General features: G+C 56.2%; 15 protein-coding genes, 1 other RNA gene and 1 pseudogene. 9 read left to right on the top strand and 8 right to left on the bottom strand.

What is annotated here, in order from left to right; genetic code table 11:
- Positions 1–7: 7 nt before the first annotated feature.
- The 7 genes and pseudogenes from L463_RS21600 to kbaZ form a co-directional block, all read right to left on the bottom strand.
- On the bottom strand, positions 8–1,153 hold the full coding sequence (locus tag L463_RS21600; RefSeq protein WP_032104421.1) for an SIS domain-containing protein: 1,146 nt from the start codon (positions 1,151–1,153) through the stop codon (positions 8–10).
- Between the two features lie 246 nt (positions 1,154–1,399).
- On the bottom strand, positions 1,400–2,533 hold the full coding sequence (gene nagA / locus L463_RS21605) for an N-acetylglucosamine-6-phosphate deacetylase (RefSeq protein WP_032104423.1): 1,134 nt from the start codon (positions 2,531–2,533) through the stop codon (positions 1,400–1,402).
- On the bottom strand, positions 2,530–2,964 hold the full coding sequence (agaF, locus tag L463_RS21610; RefSeq protein WP_032104425.1) for a PTS galactosamine/N-acetylgalactosamine transporter subunit IIA: 435 nt from the start codon (positions 2,962–2,964) through the stop codon (positions 2,530–2,532). Before agaF ends, nagA begins: the two co-directional genes overlap by 4 nt.
- Positions 2,965–2,981: 17 nt before the next feature.
- Positions 2,982–3,860 carry a PTS N-acetylgalactosamine transporter subunit IID gene (gene agaE / locus L463_RS21615; protein ID WP_017693933.1) on the bottom strand — a complete coding sequence of 293 codons (879 nt, stop codon included), beginning with the start codon at positions 3,858–3,860 and terminating at the stop codon, positions 2,982–2,984.
- Positions 3,850–4,629, bottom strand: coding sequence for a PTS N-acetylgalactosamine transporter subunit IIC (gene agaW / locus L463_RS21620; RefSeq protein ID WP_003861730.1), 780 nt, complete (start codon positions 4,627–4,629; stop codon positions 3,850–3,852). Before agaW ends, agaE begins: the two co-directional genes overlap by 11 nt.
- A 10-nt stretch (positions 4,630–4,639) precedes the next feature.
- Positions 4,640–5,113 carry a PTS N-acetylgalactosamine transporter subunit IIB gene (gene agaV, locus L463_RS21625; protein WP_003861728.1) on the bottom strand — a complete coding sequence of 158 codons (474 nt, stop codon included), beginning with the start codon at positions 5,111–5,113 and terminating at the stop codon, positions 4,640–4,642.
- A 19-nt stretch (positions 5,114–5,132) separates the two neighbouring features.
- Positions 5,133–6,440, bottom strand: a pseudogene (kbaZ, locus tag L463_RS21630) (tagatose-bisphosphate aldolase subunit KbaZ).
- 239 nt (positions 6,441–6,679) lie between these two features.
- Here kbaZ and L463_RS21635 point away from each other — a divergent pair.
- Positions 6,680–7,483 carry a DeoR family transcriptional regulator gene (locus L463_RS21635; RefSeq protein ID WP_017693937.1) on the top strand — a complete coding sequence of 268 codons (804 nt, stop codon included), beginning with the start codon at positions 6,680–6,682 and terminating at the stop codon, positions 7,481–7,483.
- 552 nt (positions 7,484–8,035) lie between these two features.
- On the opposite strand, the gene garD is transcribed toward L463_RS21635, so the two are convergent.
- Positions 8,036–9,607: a galactarate dehydratase gene (garD, locus tag L463_RS21640; RefSeq protein ID WP_015571957.1), complete on the bottom strand. Its 1,572-nt coding sequence runs from the start codon at positions 9,605–9,607 to the stop codon at positions 8,036–8,038.
- Positions 9,608–9,974: 367 nt separating this feature from the next.
- Between garD and garL the strand changes: the two genes are divergently transcribed.
- The 8 genes from garL to tdcD all read left to right on the top strand — a co-directional run bounded on the left by garL (position 9,975) and on the right by tdcD (position 18,528).
- Positions 9,975–10,745: a 2-dehydro-3-deoxyglucarate aldolase gene (gene garL, locus L463_RS21645; protein ID WP_003862676.1), complete on the top strand. Its 771-nt coding sequence runs from the start codon at positions 9,975–9,977 to the stop codon at positions 10,743–10,745.
- Between the two features lie 21 nt (positions 10,746–10,766).
- On the top strand, positions 10,767–11,657 hold the full coding sequence (gene garR / locus L463_RS21650; RefSeq protein WP_015571956.1) for a 2-hydroxy-3-oxopropionate reductase: 891 nt from the start codon (positions 10,767–10,769) through the stop codon (positions 11,655–11,657).
- 56 nt (positions 11,658–11,713) lie between these two features.
- Positions 11,714–12,859: a glycerate 2-kinase gene (gene garK / locus L463_RS21655; protein WP_032672038.1), complete on the top strand. Its 1,146-nt coding sequence runs from the start codon at positions 11,714–11,716 to the stop codon at positions 12,857–12,859.
- 32 nt (positions 12,860–12,891) lie between these two features.
- An RNA gene (gene rnpB / locus L463_RS23135) (RNase P RNA component class A) lies at positions 12,892–13,268 on the top strand.
- A 672-nt stretch (positions 13,269–13,940) separates the two neighbouring features.
- Complete coding sequence (gene tdcA / locus L463_RS21660; protein WP_003862670.1) at positions 13,941–14,861, top strand: transcriptional regulator TdcA; 921 nt, start codon at positions 13,941–13,943, stop codon at positions 14,859–14,861.
- A gap of 96 nt (positions 14,862–14,957) precedes the next feature.
- A complete protein-coding gene (gene tdcB / locus L463_RS21665) occupies positions 14,958–15,947 on the top strand; it encodes a bifunctional threonine ammonia-lyase/L-serine ammonia-lyase TdcB (protein WP_032104142.1) in 990 nt (329 codons plus the stop codon).
- A 10-nt stretch (positions 15,948–15,957) separates the two neighbouring features.
- Complete coding sequence (gene tdcC, locus L463_RS21670; protein WP_006812083.1) at positions 15,958–17,289, top strand: threonine/serine transporter TdcC; 1,332 nt, start codon at positions 15,958–15,960, stop codon at positions 17,287–17,289.
- A gap of 30 nt (positions 17,290–17,319) precedes the next feature.
- A complete protein-coding gene (tdcD, locus tag L463_RS21675) occupies positions 17,320–18,528 on the top strand; it encodes a propionate kinase (RefSeq protein WP_032673060.1) in 1,209 nt (402 codons plus the stop codon).
- The last annotated feature ends 6 nt before the right edge of the window (positions 18,529–18,534 follow it).

Raw genomic sequence — 18,534 nt, 5'->3', positions numbered from 1 at the left:
TGTCCTCTTAAGCCTGCCACGGATGAATAACGACGCCCTGGACCACACGGTTAACCGTACCGCTGGCGGATGGCGTATCCGGCGTATTGCCAACGTGCAGAGACTGGGTCAGTGCGAAGACCTGGGCGTACATCAGGAAGCAGAACGCCTGCTCCATATCGTTAAATGAACGGGAAGGCGGCAGCAGGATATGCGGGCCAGCTTCAATGACCGGATCCGTTTCGGCTGCAATGGCTACCACGCGCATGGCCTGACGATCGCGTCGCAGTTCGGCGAGCAGATCCAGATCGTACTGACGCGTATACGGATGGCTGGAGACAAACACGACGACCAGCGTTTCGTTGTCTACCAGCGACTTAGGCCCGTGACGGAAACCCGTTGGCGAATCGTAGAATGCCGCCAGCTTGCCGGCGGTCAGCTCCAGCACCTTCAGCGCAGACTCCCGTGCGGCGCCCTGTAATCCACCGCTGCCCAGATAAACAATGCGTTTCCACGGTTCGTTACCAAAGACGCCGGGACTGAAATCGCCAAGCGATGTGAGGATCGCCTGACAGCGATCGGACACGTCGCGGAACGTTTTGCTGTTGATCGTTTCCGGTGCGAATACCGCCAGGCAGCTCGCCATCATGGTGGTGATGCTGCTTGTCATCGCGAACCCGCGATCGTGCGTTTCGGCTGGCATGAGCAGAGCGCAGGCGTTATCGCTGTCGACGGCATTCTGGTACAGGCTGCCTGCTTCATTACAGGTGATCGACAGGTGGTAGCACTCCGGTACAAACTGATTCGCCAGCTCAACGGCGGCGACGCTCTCCGGGCTATTGCCAGAACGGGCGAAAGAGACCAGCAGCAGCGGGTGCGAAGGGCTGAAATAATCCATCGGGTTGGTGACCAGATCGGTCGTAGGTATCGCGGTGATGTTTTTCCCCGTGTGGCTGGCAAGCCATGGCGCAATGATGTCGCCGATAAAAGCAGACGTACCCGCGCCAGTCAGAACGATCCGCAGATCGGGCTTGCGCAACAGTGGCGTCAGAAAACTGTCGATCGACGCGCGCAGATTATCAATATTGTTGAGCGAGCGAAGCCAGCTGGCTGGCTGCTGGCGGATCTCTTTTTCGGTCCAGGTGCCGGTGGTGGCGATAGTGGTTTGTGGCATAACTCAGTCCTTAGTCGTGTGAATTCCACATCAGACGCTGGCAAATGTGTCGCTATCTTTCGTTTCGTTTCACTTGTTCACTTTAGCAGTTAAATAAAATTTATAGAAAAGAAATCGAAAGTTCAATGGCGAAAAAGAAATAAAACGAAAAGTGTGATCGCGAAAGGAAAGGCGAAAATCAAGGAAAGGAAAAGAAAGGCCTTACGATCGTCTTCCGTAAGGCCAACAGGGCACACTGTGAAGGGGCTACAGGGAAAGAGCCTGACCCTGGATCCAGATCTGCCGGAGGTGTAAACCCGCATCCAGCGCAAGAACATTGGCGCGTTTGCCTGGCGCTAACGTTCCCAGCAGGTGATCCATCCCGAGCAGACGGGCAGGATGCAGCGAGGCCATATGGATTGCGTTTTCTGGGGCGATCCCCGTATGCTCCACCATATTTCGCACGGCGGCATCCAGCGCGAGCGTGCTGCCCGCCAGCCCGCCTGAGGCCGTGCGGACAACGCCGCCCTGCATCTCGACATTTTCACCACACAACGTATAGCGCCCATCAGGCATACCCGCCGCCTGCATGGCATCGGTAATCAGCACCGTACGATCCTTCGCGCAGCAACAACATAGCCGCATGGCTCCAGGATGAACGTGATGCCCGTCGGCAATAAGCTCCAGCCATGCGCGTGGGTCTGTAAGCCCGGCGCCAACCATGCCGGGCTCCCGGTGGTGTAACCCCGTCATGCCGTTGTAGCAGTGCACCAGCCCGGCTGCGCCTGCATCAAATGCGGCCAGGGTTTGCGCGTATGTAGCGGCGCTGTGGCCCAGCATGACGCGTATCCTTTTTTGCTTGAAGTGATGGATCGCCTTCAGGGCATCCACTTTTTCCGGAGCAAGCGCCACCACCCGCAGCGTGTTCTGCGAAACCGCAATCAGCTCATCAAGTTCCGCGAGATCCAGTTCGCGAAACAGTTCTGGCGGGTGCGCCCCTTTGTTCTGCGGTGTAAAGTACGGGCCTTCCAGATAGCTGCCCAGGATCTGCGCGCCGGGGCCACCGGCATGACAGCGCCGGGCAATGCGCCGTAACGCGCCATGGATCGCCTCCAGCGGAGCGGTGACGGTGGTAGGCAGAAACGCCCCCACGCCTTCACGCGCTTTGTGCATGGCTAACCGGTCCAGCACGTCGGGCGCATCATCCATCACATCCACACCCGCGCCGCCGTGGACGTGAATATCAATGTATGCCGGGCAAAGCAGGTCTGCCTCGCGGGTATTAACCCCTGCCGGAATCGGCTCGATGGCGGTGATGACGCCTCTATCCATACGCAGCTGATGGTCATCCAGCCAGCCCTGCCCGGTAAGCAGACGACGCGCGCGCAGCAGCTGGCTCATATCCCTTCCTCGGCGGGCGCTTCCTCGCGACAGCGTGCAAGTTCATCCACCAGGCTGGTCAGGCCGCGATGGCCGCACTCCAGCGCCTGCAAACGAAAGGCTTCACTGCTTAATCCGTCGCGCTCCAGAACCATCTCCAGCAAAAGCTGGAGATTGGTGCCGGTGATCACTTCGCTGCCGGGGCGCTGCATCGCGAGGGTAGAGGCCACACGAAACGGCGTACCGCCGAGAAGATCGGTGAGAAACACAATATCGTGCTCTGCATCCAGTTCATTCACTGCCTGCTCAAGCTGCCCGGTCAGCCGCGCAGTGGTGGAGCTTTCCGGAAAATCGATGGCGATAAACTGCGGCTGTTCGCCGAGGATTTGCTTCATCGCCTGTTCCAGCCCGCTGGCAAAACCGCCGTGACCCGTCAAAATAATGCCTAACATCGCAACCTCTTTGCTTTTTACAGGAAGTGACAGAATTTACCGACAACGCCCAGCACCACGGTGATACCAATCAGGCGCAGCGGGCTCCAGCCACGGCGTACCAGCCAGAACATGGTCAGGGTGTAGACCAGCGGCAGAAAGGCGGGCATCAGTTTGTCGATCACATCGGTTTGCAGTTTGACGACTGCATCCCCGGCTTTAATCTCGAGTGTGGTATTCAGGCGCACATAGGTTGCCACCAGCGCACCAATCACTGTCATCCCGACAATGGACGCAGCATGACCAACCTTTTTGGTGTTGGCCTTGATCAGCGGGATCGCGGCGACACCCATTCGGTAGGCATAGTGCGCCAGACCAAAACGCAGGCCGAGATGCACCACGTTAAACAGCACGATAAAGACCACCGCGCCAAGAATGGATCCCTGTAGCGCCAGGCTGGCGCCAATCCCCCCGCAGATGGGCAGCAGGGTCAGCCAGAACATGGCGTCACCAATGCCACCGAGCGGTGCGCCGACGGCAATTTTAGTGCTCTGGATGCTGTTCACATCCTGCTTGGAACGCTCCATTGCCAGAATAATGCCGATGACGAAGGTCACCAGGAACGGGTGGGTGTTGAAGAAGCCCATATGGCCTTTCATGGCGCGCGCCAGGTCCCGCTTATTGGTGTGGATCTTTTTCAGCGCGGGCAGTAGCCCATACAGCCAGCCGGAGGCCTGCATACGCTCGTAGTTAAACGAGGCCTGTAGCAGCATGGAACGCCAGGCGACACGGTTAATATCCTTTTTCGTTAGCTCAGCGCCAATACTCTGGTCTTCGTAGACGTTTTCATTCACGCCGGTCAGCAGTGTCTCTTCACTTTCAGACACGCCCGGCAGGGTGGTGTGATTAGATGCCATCTTCAAATTCCTCTTTCTGGGCCGCAGGCGCCGTGGGTTCAGGCGATTTGCGCAGCAGGTCGATCAGCGCCATCGCCAGCGCAGCCGCGGCAATCGCCAGCACCGGGAGTTTCAGCCAGGCCGCGGCGACAAAGCCGATAATGAAGTAAGGGATGTAAACGTTTTTCATCATGATCTTCAGCAGCACGGCGAAGCCGATCGCTGGCATGATGCCGCCCGCGACGCCGAGACCGTCGATCAGACGTTCCGGCAGCACGTCAATGGCGGTTTTCGCATGTTCAGCCCCGAAGTAGATGGGCAGAAACGCGCACAGGAAGTAGAAGACGCCGAGCGCCAGCAGTGCCAGATAGTTGACCCGTTCAATACCACGGGTGTCTGCGTTAGCCGCCATGCGATCGCAGCGGGACATCACGCCGGACATCACCGAGAAGAGGAAAGTGATCCCCATCTGAACCGCCACGGCAAACGGCACGGCGACCCCAACGGCGACATCCGGCTTCACGCCTGTAGTAATGGCAAATGTGGTGCCAACGATGGTGCCGATAATCACGTTTGGCGGCTGCGCGCCCGCCAGCGGCGCGAGTCCCATCCAGACCAGTTCTAACGTACCGCCGGTCAGAATTCCGGTGTGCAAATCGCCCAGAATCAGGCCAACCAGTGGCCCGAGCACCACCGGACGGTGCATGTGTGTTAAGCCGTTAAACATATCCAGGCCCGCTATAAAGGCGAGAAGCCCCAGCGCGAAAGCCTGCAACAGACTGATTTCCATTGTGAATCCCTCAGAGCAGTTTAAAGAGATCCAAAGCAGTCTCTGTTGGAACGCCCTGAACGAAGCATTCCACTCCGGCCGCCTTCAGGCCGTTAAACGCGGCGATATCGTTCGCGTCTACAGATACCGTTTTGGCAATTTGCTGTTTGCCACTGGCGTAATGCATATTTCCGACGTTAATACGGGTGATGGGCACGCCGCCCTCGACCAGCGTTAAAAAATCAGCCGGTGTTTTACAGACCAGCAGAATTTTCTGCCGGTCGGCGGCGCGATGAATGTTGTCGATCACTTTTTGCAGGGACCAGAAACGCACGGCGATGCCTTCCGCCAGCACCATCTCCATCAGGTTTTGCTGAACCGGATCGTCTGCAACCTCGTCATTTGCCACCAGCACCAGGTTCGCCCCCGCAAACCCCACCCACTGTACGCCCACCTGACCGTGGATCAGGCGTTCATCAATGCGGCATAAGACAATGTTTGGCATAGCGTTTTCCTCTTTTTAATTATGCGTGTTGAGTCGTTACGCCTTCGCAGGCGGCATGGTACTGCTGGAGTATGTCCTGAATGTGGTCGAGGATGAGTTCCCGTGGTGTGGACCTGAGAGCGCCATCGCGAACTTTGCTGTACTGCAACGGCAGATACTGGCTGATCAGCGGCAGCGGGATCGGTTCATCCGCCAGGTTGCGTACCAGCCGCTCAAAGGCGTCGTCAATCTGGCTGTCTGGCCAGTAATAGCGCACGCGGTCGGAATAGCTGTAACCGCGCGCCAGGCGACGGGCATTGCCGTCGCCGTGATAGTGGCTTTGCCAGTATTCCGGGCGATCGAGCATCACGTTTTCCAGGACGTGACGCAGCCCTGAGCAGGCTTTTGCCGGCAGCAGCTCTTCTTCAATTGCTGCCAGTGAGAACAGCGCTTCGCGCAGCGCGAAGGTTAGCGCAGGGCCGACTTTCAGAATGGCGAAGTGATCTTTCACCAACTGGCGCAGCGCCTGCGGCGTCTGGTAATCGGTAGAGTGTGCTTCAAATACAAGCGTGTCGTAGGCTTCAACCATCTCGCTCAGCGCGACGGCTTTATGCGGTTGATAGTCACAAACCTGCGCATGGTCGAACTCAACGCCAGGCTGAACCACCAGGCCAATAATGCGCGGCCAGATGTCGCTTAACCCTTCCTTCTCGAATGCGTGGCGGTGTGCCTCAAGCGTGGCGCGTGCCGCCTCTGGCGTGGTGACCTCAAGCTCGGTCAGCGTCTCGTGTGCCCCACCGGGGACCGGAACTTCCGTGCCGATAACGTAGACCAGATCGGCTACGCCAAATTGCTCGAGACAGGTGGTTTCGGCAATTTTAGCCAGCCGAGCGGCACGCCCGGCAACGATTGCATCGGTTAACGGAACCGGGTCGTCTTCGCAGGACATGCTGCAATCGAGGTGAATTTTTTTAAATCCGGCCGCCACGTAGCTTCTGAGCAGATCGTCGGCGTTCGCCATCGCCTGCGAAGCCGGCAGGTTTTGCCAGCGGTTTGGACCTAAATGATCGCCGCCAAGGATCAGCTGCGAGGTGGGGAAACCAAGAGATCCCGCCAGCTTGCAGACAAACCCATAAAAATCGGCGGGCGTCATACCGGTATAACCGCCAAACTAATCCACCTGGTTTGAGGTGGCTTCTATCAGCAGGGGCGTCTGTTGTGAATGGGCGTAACGTAGTGCAGCTTCAAGTACCAGTGGATGTGCGGAACAGACGGCATAAATCCCGTTTGTATTCCCCCGTTTATGTTGTTCCACCATTTCTGTCAGATGTTTCACTTTCCTCTCCATTTCGGATGGTGTTGGTATTCATCTTTCGTTTTGTTTCATTTGATACTGCATTATGGTGAGGTAAAAATAAAACGAAAGATAATAGTTTTCCGATCTGTTTCACAAAAGAAACATAATGAAAGGTTTCAGCGGCGGTTAAGCTTGCGTCCGCACACCATACAGGGCTTGCATTCCCTCAAAAGAAAGGCGTTAATAAGCAAAACGAAATGAAACGAAAGTGTATTTACTAAGGAGCTCGTATGAGCAGCACCGATTCATCCGCAGAGAAGCGCATCACCGGCACCAGTGAAAGGCGAGAGCAGATCATTCAGCGGTTGCGGGCGCAAGGAAGCGTGCAGGTTAACGATCTTTCTCTTTTATTCGGCGTGTCGACGGTGACGATCCGTAACGATCTGGCCTTTCTGGAAAAGCAGGGGATTGCCGTTCGCGCTTACGGCGGCGCGCTGATTTGCGAAGGCAATGCCCCCGGCGTGGAGCCGTCCGTTGAGGACAAAAGTTCCCTTAATACGGCAGTGAAGCGCAGCATCGCGCAGGCGGCGGCTGAACTGGTGAAGCCGGGTCACCGCATTATTCTGGACTCCGGCACCACAACCTTTGAAATTGCCCGCATGCTGCGCCAGCACACCGATGTCATTGCCATGACCAACGGGATGAACGTGGCAAACGCGCTGCTGGAAGCGGAGGGCGTAGAGCTGCTGATGACCGGCGGGCACTTGCGCCGTCAGTCGCAGTCCTTCTATGGCGATCAGGCGGAGCAGTCCTTACAGAATTACCATTTTGACCTGCTGTTCCTGGGCGTCGATGCCATCGATCTCGACCGGGGGGTGAGTACGCACAACGAGGATGAAGCCCGTCTGAACCGCAAAATGTGCGAAGTGGCGGAGCGTATTATCGTGGTCACTGACTCCAGCAAGTTTAACCGTTCAAGCCTGCATAAAATCATTGATACCCAGCGGATCGACATGATTATCGTTGATGAAGGCATTCCGGCGGAAAGCCTGGAAGGGTTACGCAAAAGCGGGATCGATGTGGTGCTGGTCTAAAGGGGCTTTTCCCCTCACCCTAACCCTCTCCCTCACCCTCTCCCCATAGGGAGAGGGTTCCCCAGTAATTTGAAAGCAAAAGCGATAACGTTGCCTCAGAATAACTGAGGGCTTTCAGCGATGCCTCGGTCCGGCTGTAAATCGCTGAGGCGTTTCCTGTAGGCCGGGGCGAGGCGCAGGGATGCGCCGAGAGGGCGGGCTTTACAGGGATGTTACCTCCGCCCGTCCCCGATAAGCCGGAAGGAATAAGCCGAAGGCACCGCGAAGCGGCGATTTTCCGCCGGAAGCCCGGGTCGCCAGGGTGGTGGCGACTGAGCCACCCTGGCACGTTCACCGGTCATGTCGTGACAGAGTAGCAAGGAACATAACGTGAACGGAATGACCACCAGAGCCGTATGTTCCCCCTCACCCCAGCCCTCTCCCTCAAGGGAGAGGGGGCCGTCTGTGCAGGCATTATTTTGTGGGGAACCCTCAGCCCCATAGGGGGGAGGGGACTGCCCGGTGCGGTTTTTTACCCTCTCCCCGGTGGGGAGAGGGCAGGGTGAGGGGCCATCAGGTCACCGGCGCCGGGTTAAACACCGCCAGCGAGTTATGCAATCCCCATTGATCGGAGAAGGTTTTCTTCCGCCCGCTTGCCACATCCAGAATGAAGTGGAACAGCTTCCAGCCCACCTCTTCAATACTCTCTTCCCCGGTGGCGATGGTGCCCGCGTTGATATCCATTAAGTCATACCAGCGGTTTGCCAGCTCGGTGCGGGTCGCCATTTTGATCACCGGTACCGCCATCAGGCCGTACGGCGTGCCGCGCCCGGTGGTAAAGACCTGTACCGTAATGCCGGACGCTACCTGCTGGGTGCCGCAAACGAAATCACTGGCAGGCGTTGCCGCGTAGATCAGACCGCGTTTGGTTGGTCGCTGGCCAGGGGAGAGCACTTCCACAATCGCGCTCTGGCCGGATTTGGCAATCGACCCGAGGGCCTTTTCCACCACGTTCGCCAGGCCGCCTTTCTTGTTACCCGGAGACGGGTTGGCGCTGCGGTCGGTTTTGCCCATGTCGAGATAGTTATCGTACCAGGCCATCTCCTCCAGCAGGCGTTTGCCCACCTCTTCGTTGACGGCGCGCGGCGTGAGCAGGTGGATAGCATCACGTACTTCGGTGACTTCGGAGAACATCACCGTGGCGCCGCAGCGCACGAACAGATCGGAGGCATAACCGACTGCCGGGTTGGCGGTGACGCCGGAAAACGCATCGCTGCCGCCACACTGTGTCCCAACGACCAGTTCAGAGGCCGGGCAGGTTTCACGCTGGCGTTTGTTCAGCTTCTCCAGATGGTGCTCTGCCACCTGTAAAATGTCGTCGACCATCGATCTGAAGCCGACATGGTGTTCATCCTGAAGTCGCACAACACTGGCATCGTCAACCGGAATGGCTTTCACATCCTCAGTACCCTGCAACAGGCGTTCTGGCTGCAATTTTTCACAGCCGAGACCAATCACCATGACCTCACCGCCAAAGTTTGGGTTAAGGGCGATATTGTGAATCGTGCGGATCGGCACGACCGCTGCGGGCGCGTTGATCGCCACGCCGCAGCCGTACAGGTGGTTAAGACCCACCACGCCGTCAACGTTGGGGTATTTCGGCAACAGATCGCGCTCAATAATTTTCACCACATAATCCACTACGCCCGCCACGCAATGCACGCTGGTGGTGATGCCAAGCAGGTTTTTGGTTCCCACGCTGCCATCCGCGTTGCGGTAACCCTCGAAGGTATAACCCTCCAGCGGAGGCAACGGCTCAGGGACGCGGGTAGCCAGCGGCAACGACTCCAGCGGCGGGGCGGTGGGCAGCTCAACCAGCGACTCCTCAATCCAGCTACCCTGCGGGATAGCGCGCACCGCATAGCCGATGACTTCGCCGTAGCGCACGATTTCGCCCTGCGCCGGGATATCGACCAGTGCGACTTTATGCCCCTGCGGAATGTGCTCAATCAGCTCCAGGCCATCCGGAAAGCGGGTGCCAGCTTTTAAGCCATTGTCGTTGACAATAATCGCCACGTTATCGGTATCGTGCACTTTTATATAGAACGCCGTCGGCGACGCCTGTCGAATTTCAATATCGGCCATTGTTCACTCTTCTCCAGCAAAATATCTGATACTAAATATAGCCAGATGGTTAATTGTTTCTTATTGAGGAAATAAAGAATGCCAGGAGAGGAAAGGTGAGAATGTGATCGCGATCGCTCCCGAACCACTAATCGTTGATTCTGTGCATCAGCGCCCACTGTGTTGGGCATATGCTCAAAATAGCGTGCTACTCCCGTTGGATAATTGAGCATTGAGACAATGTGCTGCCGGGTGGTGACGATTATACTGAATGACGATTTTATAACGCCAAAATTCAGTCAGGAAAATAAATATAACGCTGACGCTGAGTCGGAATAAATAAGAAAAGCTACTGGCTAAAACTGCGGAATTAAAAAAGGTATAAGTAATGAGTAACGACATCTTCCCGAATAAATTTAAAGCGGCCCTCGCGGCGCACCAGATTCAGATTGGCTGCTGGTCTGCGCTGGCTAACCCCATTAGCACCGAAGTGCTGGGCCTGGCCGGGTTCGACTGGCTGGTGCTGGACGGCGAACATGCGCCAAACGATATCAACACGTTTATTCCGCAGCTGATGGCGCTGAAAGGCAGCCACAGCGCGCCGGTGGTGCGTGTGCCCACCAACGAGCCGGTGATCATCAAGCGTCTGCTGGATATCGGCTTCTACAACTTCCTGATCCCGTTTGTTGAAACGGAAGAAGAAGCGGTGCTGGCCGTGGCGGCGACCCGCTATCCACCGGAAGGGATCCGCGGCGTGTCCGTCTCGCACCGCGCCAACATGTTTGGCACCGTGCCGGACTATTTCGCTCAGTCCAACAAGAACATCACCATTCTGGTTCAGATCGAGAGCCAGCAGGGGGTCGATAACGTCGACGCTATTGCCGCGACGGAGGGGGTAGACGGCATTTTCGTCGGCCCGAGCGATCTGGCGGCCGCCTTTGGTCATCTGGGCAACGCCAGCCATCCGGACGTGCAGCGCGCAATTCAGCACATTTTTGCCCGTGCCAAAGCGCACGGTAAACCGTGCGGCATTCTGGCGCCAGTGGAAGCCGATGCCCGCCGCTACCTGGAGTGGGGCGCAACGTTTGTCGCCGTGGGCAGCGATCTCGGCGTATTCCGCGCCGCCACGCAGAAATTAGCGGACGCTTTTAAAAAATAACCATCATTGAGGAAACAGATTATGACGCTGAAAGTGGGTTTTATTGGCCTGGGTATCATGGGCAAACCAATGAGCAAAAACCTCATCAAAGCAGGTTACTCACTGGTGGTTTTAGATCGTAATTCAGACGCGGTGGCAGAGGTGATTGCGGCTGGGGCAGAAACGGCGACAACCGCAAAAGCGATTGCTGAGCAGTGCGACGTGATTATCACCATGCTGCCAAACTCCCCGCACGTGAAAGAGGTGGCGCTGGGTGAGAACGGCATTATCGACGGCGCGAAGCCGGGTCTGGTGGTGATCGACATGAGTTCTATCGCACCGCTGGCAAGCCGCGAAATCAGCGAGGCGCTGAAAGTGAAAGGCGTGGAAATGCTGGATGCGCCGGTCAGCGGCGGCGAACCGAAAGCCATCGACGGCACCCTGTCGGTGATGGTGGGGGGGGATAAAGCCGTGTTTGACAAATACTACGACCTGATGAAAGCCATGGCTGGCTCCGTGGTGCACACCGGTGAAATTGGCGCAGGCAACGTCACCAAGCTGGCAAACCAGGTGATTGTGGCGTTGAACATCGCGGCCATGTCCGAAGCGCTGACGCTGGCCACCAAAGCGGGCGTTAATCCGGATCTGGTTTATCAGGCCATTCGCGGTGGTCTGGCGGGCAGCACCGTGCTGGATGCCAAGGCGCCGATGGTGATGGATCGTAACTTCAGGCCGGGCTTCCGCATCGATCTGCACATTAAGGATCTGGCGAATGCGCTGGATACCTCCCACGGCGTGGGCGCGCAGCTGCCGCTGACTGCCGCCGTCATGGAGATGATGCAGGCGCTGCGTGCGGACGGTCTGGGTACCGCCGATCACAGCGCGTTAGCGTGCTATTACGAAAAACTGGCGAAGGTTGAAATTGCTCGCTAATGACGTCCTGCCCGGTGGCGTTACGCTTACCGGGCCTACGGCTCAGGCATACAACTATGAAAATCGTAATCGCGCCAGACTCTTATAAAGAAAGCCTGTCTGCCACCGAGGTGGCGCAGGCGATAGAAAAAGGATTTCGGGAAATTTTCCCCGACGCTCATTACGTGTCTGTTCCCGTTGCTGACGGCGGAGAAGGTACAGTTGAAGCGATGATCGCTGCGACGCAGGGCACCTGGCAGCAGGCTGTCGTCACCGGCCCGTTAGGGGAAAAGGTGAAGGCCAGTTGGGGGATCTCGGGCGACGGTACCACCGCGTTTATCGAGATGGCCGCCGCCAGCGGCCTGGTGCTTGTTCCTCCCGCGCAGCGTAACCCGCTGGTCACGACGTCGCGCGGGACGGGGGAGCTGATCCTCAGCGCGCTGGATAAAGGCGCGCGCAACATCATTATCGGTATCGGCGGGAGCGCAACCAACGATGGGGGCGCAGGCATGATGCAGGCGCTGGGCGCGAAGTTTACGGATGCGAACGGGACGGAGATCGGCTACGGCGGCGGCAGCCTGATGGCGCTTAACCGGATTGATATTTCCGATCTCGATCCGCGTCTTCAGGGATGCGCAATCCGCGTCGCCTGTGACGTGACGAATCCGCTGGTCGGTGAAAGCGGCGCGTCGCGTATCTTTGGCCCGCAAAAAGGCGCCACGGAGGAGATGATCCTCGAACTCGACGCCAATCTTAGCCACTACGCCGGGGTGATCAAAAAATCGCTGCGCATTGACGTCAACCGGGTTCCGGGGGCTGGCGCCGCGGGCGGCATGGGCGCGGCGCTGATGGCCTTCCTGGGCGCTGAGCTTAAAAGCGGCATCGAGATTGTCACTCAGGCGCTCAATCTTGAAGAACATATTCACGATTGCACGTGGGTGCTGACCGGGGAAGGGCGCATCGACAGCCAGAGCATTAATGGCAAAGTGCCCGTCGGCGTGGCGAGCGTCGCCAAAAAATACCATAAGCCGGTGATCGGGATTGCCGGAAGTCTGACGCAGGATGTGGGTGTGGTGCATCAGTACGGCATCGACGCGGTGTTCAGCGTACTGACCAGTATCGGTTCACTGGAAGAGGCGTTCCAGGGAGCATATGACAACATTTACCGCGCCTCGCGGAATATCGCGGCCACATTGCAGGTAGGCATGCGTAGCCAGGGGTGACAGCGGCGCGCAAACCCTCTATACTGCGTGCCGAAGCTGACCAGACAGTCGCCGCTTCGTCGTCGTCCCTTTCGGGGGAGACGGGCGGAGGGGAGGAAAGTCCGGGCTCCACAGGGCAGGGTGCCAGGTAACGCCTGGGGGGGAAACCCACGACCAGTGCAACAGAGAGCAAACCGCCGATGGCCCGCGCAAGCGGGATCAGGTAAGGGTGAAAGGGTGCGGTAAGAGCGCACCGCGCGGCTGGTAACAGTCCGTGGCACGGTAAACTCCACCCGGAGCAAGGCCAAATAGGGGTTCACATGGTACGGCCCGTACTGAACCCGGGTAGGCTGCTTGAGCCAGTGAGCGATTGCTGGCCTAGATGAATGACTGTCCACGACAGAACCCGGCTTATCGGTCAGCTTCAACTTCTTACAAAACCCCGCTTCGGCGGGGTTTTTGCTTTCTGACGGTTGCAGGCCGGGTAAGCGAAGCGCCAAACGACATCAATTCTCAATTTTGCGACGCTAAGCACATTTCACTATTTGCTTGACTGTGTGTTCCTCTCATCTGCTGCGCATGATCGTAATCACAAAATTTAACGCTGTAAAATTAGAAAATTTTAGTGTTGAGAAGATGTTGTAAATGTTTAGTCAGTGATGCCGAATGTTATTCATTTGATAATTTAATATTGAATCTAAAAACATTCTTCTGGTGAATGTGTGATATATCCCACTCTTTAACCGGAAAGTGAATAAATATTCCTGGTAAAGTTGATAAACCACAAAAATGTTTTAAAGGAATAATGGTGTTTTATTAACCTTTAATTGCCTGAAAGATAGCCTTTATTAATATTTTTAAAGCAAAAAAATTCACGCTAGTTATTGCCATAAAATAAATTTATTACCGCGTTTTTTATTGATCAATATCAGCGTAAATGCGTATTTTTATTGTGATAAGCATTTGATTTATAAAGACATAAATAGATTTCTGGTGCGATTGAAAACAGAGCGTCCTGGCAAATTGTGAGTAACAGCACATACCCCCTGAAACAATATTGGGTAGAATCCGCTGCGTCATAGGGAAATAAGCGCAGAATATTATGAATACTATTATTCTACCGAAAACACAGCACCTCGTGGTATTTCAGGAAGTCATCAAAAGTGGCTCCATAGGTTCTGCTGCAAGACAACTGGGGCTGACGCAACCTGCCGTCAGCAAAATCATCAGCGACATCGAATCCTACTTTGGGGTGGAAGTGATGGTGCGTAAGAACACCGGCGTAAAACTCACTGCCGCCGGTCAGGTGCTGCTGTCCTACGCTGAGTCGATCACCCGCGAAATGAAAAACATGGTGAGCGAGATCAACAGCCTCAGTTTCAGTACCGTCATGGACGTCTCTTTTGGCTATCCGTCGCTGATTGGCTTCACCTTCCTGTCCGGGATGATCAAAAAATTCAAGGAAGTGTTCCCGAAAGCGCGCGTCTCAATGTATGAAGCGCAGCTCTCTTCATTCCTGCCCGCCATTCGCGATGGCCGGCTGGATTTCGCCATCGGCACGCTGAGCGACGGGATGCAGCTTCAGGATCTTCACGTTGAGCCACTGTTTGAATCCGAGTTTGTGCTGGTGGCGAGTAAATCACGAACGTGCACCGGCCCGACCAGACTGGCATCGCTCACGCACGAGCAGTGGGTGATGCCGCAAACCGATATGGGCTACTACAACGAACTCCTGACCACCCTGCAAGACAACCACATCAGCATTGAAAACATCGTCCAGACCGATTCCGTCGTCACCATCTATAACCTTGTCCTCAATGCCGATTACCTGACGGTGATCCCCCGTGACATGATTGCGCCATTCGGCTCGGACCAGTTTATTGTCCTGCCGGTGGAAGATGAATTACCCGTGGCGCGTTATGCCGCCGTGTGGTCAAAAAATTACAGTATTAAAAAATCGGCGTCAGTATTAGTTGAACTGGCAAAACAATATTCGTCGATGAATACCGAAAAACGACGATAGAAATAATGATGATTTAAAACACCCGGAGCGACGCTTTTTAACGCTCTGATACCCTGACTTTGCCTGAAAACAATGAATTATTATAACGAGGATATTATGCACATTACTTACGATCTCCCGGTGACCATTGAAGATATTCAGGACGCCAGAAAAAGACTGGCGGGAAAGATCTATAAAACCGGTATGCCGCGCTCGAATTATCTGAGCGAACGGTGTAAGGGTGAGATATTCCTGAAATTTGAAAATATGCAGCGTACCGGTTCGTTTAAAATACGTGGGGCGTTTAATAAATTAAGCTCGCTGACCGATGCGGAAAAACGCAAGGGCGTGGTGGCCTGTTCCGCAGGGAACCACGCGCAGGGGGTCTCTCTCTCCTGCGCCATGCTCGGCATCGACGGCAAAGTGGTCATGCCGATGGGCGCGCCGAAATCCAAGGTTGCCGCCACGCGTGACTACTCTGCCGAAGTGGTGCTGCACGGCGAGAACTTTAACGACACCATCGCCAAAGTGAGCGAAATCGTCGAGATGGAAGGGCGCATTTTTATCCCGCCTTACGACGATCCGAAAGTCATTGCCGGCCAGGGCACCATCGGCCTGGAAATCCTCGAAGATTTATATGACGTGGATAACGTGATTGTCCCCATCGGCGGCGGCGGTTTAATTGCCGGTATTGCGACAGCAATTAAATCCATCAACCCAACTATCAATATTATCGGCGTGCAGTCTGAAAATGTGCACGGAATGGCGGCATCGTATCAGGCCGGAGAAATAATCAGTCATCGTGTTACCGGCACATTAGCTGACGGCTGCGACGTGTCTCGCCCAGGTAATTTAACCTTCGAAATTGTTCGTGAATTAGTCGATGACATTGTGCTGGTCAGCGAAGACGAGATTCGCAACAGCATGATCGCGCTTATTCAGCGAAATAAGGTGGTCACGGAAGGTGCCGGTGCGCTGGCGTGCGCGGCGTTATTAAGCGGCAAGCTGGACCACTATATTCAGGGCCGAAAAACCGTCTGCATTATTTCCGGCGGCAATATCGATCTCTCCCGTGTTTCCCAAATTACCGGCTTCGTTGACGCATAAAGGATGACTTATGAGCAACACAGAAAGCATTATCGTTGGCCAGACAAAAACGTCCACCTGGCGTAAATCGGATACCACCTGGACGCTCGGCCTGTTTGGTACCGCCATTGGCGCAGGCGTGCTGTTCTTCCCTATCCGTGCAGGCTTTGGCGGCCTGATCCCTATCCTGCTGATGCTGGTACTCGCGTTTCCGATTGCGTTTTACTGCCACCGCGCACTGGCGCGTCTGTGTTTGTCCGGCAGTAACGTCTCCGGCAACATCACCGAAACGGTGGAGGAGCATTTTGGTAAGACCGGAGGGGTGGTGATCACCTTCCTCTACTTCTTTGCCATTTGCCCGCTACTGTGGATTTACGGCGTCACCATTACCAACACCTTTATGACCTTCTGGGAAAACCAGCTCCAGATGCCCGCCCTGAACCGCGGCGTGGTGGCGCTATTCCTGCTGCTGCTGATGGCTTTTGTTATCTGGTTCGGTAAAGACCTGATGGTGAAAGTGATGAGCTACCTTGTGTTCCCGTTCATCGCCAGCCTGGTGTTGATTTCTCTCTCGCTGATCCCGTACTGGAACTCGGCGGTGATCGACCAGGTTAACCTGAGCGATATCGCCTTCACCGGTCATGACGGCATTCTGGTCACGGTGTGGCTGGGGATCTCCATCATGGTCTTCTCCTTCAACTTCTCGCCTATCGTCTCCTCGTTTGTGGTCTCCAAACGCGAAGAGTACGAACCAGAGTTCGGGAAAGAGTTTACCGAGCAGAAATGTTCCAAAATCATTGGTCGCGCCAGCCTGCTGATGGTGGCGGTGGTGATGTTCTTCGCCTTTAGCTGCCTGTTTACGCTCTCTCCGCAGAACATGGCGGACGCCAAAGCGCAGAACATTCCGGTGCTCTCTTACCTGGCGAACCACTTCGCGTCGATGTCAGGCAGTAAATCCACGTTCGCCACGGTGCTGGAATACGGCGCCTCCATCATCGCGCTGGTCGCTATCTTTAAATCCTTCTTCGGCCACTATCTGGGCACGCTGGAGGGGCTGAACGGTCTGATCCTCAAGTTCGGTTACAAGGGCGACAAGAAGAAAGTCTCCGTGGGCAAGCTGAACACCATCAGCATGGTCTTCATCATGGGCTCCACCTGGATTGTGGCCTACGCCAACCCAAACATCCTGGACCTTATTGAAGCCATGGGTGCGCCAATTATCGCCTCTCTGCTGTGCCTGCTGCCGATGTACGCCATCCGCAAGGCGCCTGCGCTGGCGAAATACAAAGGCCGGACCGAGAACATCTTCGTAACCGTGGTCGGCCTGCTGACCATTCTGAACATCGTGTACAAACTGTTTTAAACCAAAGCTCAGGAAGAGCGGAGCCATACCATGATTGAGTTTCCGGTAGTACTGGTCATTAACTGCGGATCGTCCTCTGTTAAGTTCTCGGTGCTGGACGCCGCAGGCTGCGATGCCCTGATGACGGGCATTGCGGACGGCATCAACACAGAAAAAGCCTTTATTTCCGTGAATGGGGGTGAGCCGGTCAGACTGGCTCACCAGGACTACGAAGGGGCGCTGGCCGCCATCGCCCTGGAGCTGGAGAAACGCAACCTGATGGGCAGCGTGGCCTTGATTGGCCATCGCATTGCCCACGGCGGCGACCTCTTCAGCGAGTCGACCCTGATCACGGAAGAGGTGATGGCGCAGATCCGCCAGGTCTCCCCGCTGGCGCCGCTGCATAACTACGCCAACCTGAGCGGCGTGGAAGCCGCCGGGCGCCTGTTCCCCGGCGTGCAGCAGGTGGCGGTATTTGATACCAGCTTCCACCAGACCATGGCGCCGCAGGCGTATTTGTACGGCTTGCCGTACCGCTATTTTGAAGAGCTGGGCGTGCGCCGCTACGGTTTCCACGGCACCTCTCACCGCTACGTGTCGGCGCAGGCGCACGCGCTGCTCAGGCTCTCTCCCGATGACAGCGGCCTGGTGATTGCCCATCTCGGCAACGGGGCGTCCATCTGCGCGGTGCGTAACGGCGTAAGCGTGGACACGTCCATGGGGATGACGCCGCTTGAAGGACTGGTGATGGGCACGCGCTGCGGCGACGTGGATTTTGGCGCGATGGCGTGGATTGCCCGGCAGACCGGCCAGTCGTTCGAGGATCTGGAGCGCGTGGTCAACAAAGAGTCCGGGCTGCTGGGGATCTCTGGCATCTCCTCCGATTTGCGCGCGCTGGAGAAAGCCTGGCATGACGGCAACGAGCGGGCGCGGCTGGCAATGAAGACCTTTGTCCACCGGATTGCGCGACATATCGCCGGTCATGCCGCGTCCCTGCACCGTCTGGATGGCGTGGTGTTTACCGGCGGGATCGGTGAGAACTCCGTGCTTATCCGCGCGCTGGTGGTGGAGCATCTTAAGGTGTTTGGCATCATCCTCGACGAGTCCAAAAATGCCCTGCCGGGCAGCGCGGGCGAGCGCGTGATCTCCACCGAGTCGTCCCGCGCGGCCTGCGCGGTGATCCCTACCAATGAAGAAAAAATGATCGCACTGGACGCCCTCCGTCTTGGGAAGGTTACTCCGGCTGCGGCTTACGCCTGATAAAGC

It is taken from the genome of Enterobacter sp. BIDMC 27 (genome assembly GCF_000534415.1).
Classification (GTDB): domain Bacteria; phylum Pseudomonadota; class Gammaproteobacteria; order Enterobacterales; family Enterobacteriaceae; genus Enterobacter; species Enterobacter hormaechei_C.
Note: the sequence above shows the minus strand (reverse complement) of the source record. Positions and strands in the feature narration are given on the sequence as shown.